Source organism: Chelativorans composti, assembly GCF_039541695.1.
Classification (GTDB): Bacteria; Pseudomonadota; Alphaproteobacteria; order Rhizobiales; family Rhizobiaceae; genus Chelativorans; species Chelativorans composti.
Map to the genome: position 1 here is coordinate 1 of NZ_BAABGS010000031.1, position 1,479 is coordinate 1,479.

Consider the following 1,479-nt stretch of genomic DNA (forward strand, 5'->3'; position numbering starts at 1 on the left):
GCCATTGATCGGCCCGTTGAACACGCAGGGTGCGGCGAGCCGGTCGTGGCGCAGCGCACCGACGAAGGTCAGCGTGCGCCAGTGGCCGTGCGGAGCATAGCCGCGGATACGCCTGCCGCGGGGGCCCCAGCCCCGCAGCGGCGCCATGTTGGTCTTGATCCAGGTTTCATCGATGAACACCAGCCTGCGCGGGTCCAGGCTGGACTGCATCCGCAGCCAGCGCTGCCGCCGGCGGGCGATGTCAGCGCGTGCCTGCTCGAGAGCGAACAGTGTTTTTTTTGAACCGGAGCCCCTCGCGGCGCAGAAACCGCCACACCGTGTCGTGCGAGACCTTCACCCCGCGCGACGCCAGCTCATCCTTCAGCTGGTGGAGTGTGAGTTGTGGTGTCTGGTTGATCCGCTCGACGATGAATGCCCGGTGTGGCTCCAGCACAAATTTGCGGTACCCGCCCATCTTCGCCGGCGCAACTGATCCTGTTGCCCGGTAACGCTGCGACCATTTCACGGCCGACGAGACCGCAACACCAAACCGCGCAGCAGCCACCCGGCATGTCTCGCCCGCCGCGATTGCCTGAACCACACGTTCGCGAAGATCATTCGACAGAGGTCGCGTCATCGATGCTGGCCTCCTCCCTCCAGCCAGCATCTTGAATCACAAAATCGGCGAAACGGGAATCCCCCGGATTCGAAAAAAAACGGAACCGCTCTAGGCAGACTTGCCAAGGGGAGCAACTACTCTCTCCTCCGGCTCACATGCCTGCCCTGGACAACAGCGGGGGCGCTCGTGTCATTCAACTCGTCGGTGACCGCCAGACGACGGACATTGCTGCCATCGCGCAATTCGATGATGCCCTTGATGTTGCGGCCCTGAGGTCTGAGGTCGAGGCTGAACAGGATGGCGTTGAAGTAGACAAAGGCGACGGCAACCGCCATCGTGCGCAGCGGATAGTCGACGACGCTGTGGGCGAGGACAAACAGGATCGCCAGGAATGCCGCCTTCTGAAACTGGTTATGGCGCACCTGCATGATCTGAGCCATCAAGAGGCAGAGGTAAAGCGCCAGAAGCAGCGCGGCGAGCAGTCCGCCCTCGAAGATCACCTCGAGGAAGTCATTGTGGGCGTGGTTGACGTAGTAATAATAGATCGAGCCGGGATCCTCGTAGATCTGGTAAGCGGTCTGGGAATTGCCGTAACCGACGCCCAGCAGCCAGTTGTCCCAAATGCCCATCAGTGTTGTTCTGGCAAAGATTGCGCGGTTGATGTCCGTGAGCTCCCGTTCCTCAAAGAGTGCGAGTGTACCCAGGGCATAAACACCGAGTACCGCCACCACGGCGATCACGGCCCAAATGCTCACGCGCGTGCGCGCGGACGTATACGCGGCTATGCTCCGCACGGCCACTGGCGCACGCTGACCTTCGTCGGTGCGCTGCGCCACGACCGGCTCGCCGCACCCTGCGTGTTCAACGGGCCGATCAATGGC

Annotated in this window: 1 protein-coding gene and 2 pseudogenes; 1 reads left to right on the forward strand and 2 read right to left on the reverse strand. The window is 62.2% G+C overall.

What is annotated here, in order from left to right; all coding sequences use genetic code 11:
- Window positions 1-616: pseudogene (locus ABD906_RS09830) on the reverse strand (IS630 family transposase); the annotation flags it as partial.
- A 116-nt stretch (window positions 617-732) separates the two neighbouring features.
- Window positions 733-1,398: an O-antigen ligase family protein gene (locus ABD906_RS09835; RefSeq protein ID WP_345099249.1), complete on the reverse strand. Its 666-nt coding sequence runs from the start codon at window positions 1,396-1,398 to the stop codon at window positions 733-735.
- Here ABD906_RS09835 and ABD906_RS09840 point away from each other — a divergent pair.
- Window positions 1,369-1,479: pseudogene (locus ABD906_RS09840) on the forward strand (IS630 family transposase); the annotation flags it as partial. The gene ABD906_RS09835 and the pseudogene ABD906_RS09840 sit on opposite strands and share 30 nt — an antisense overlap.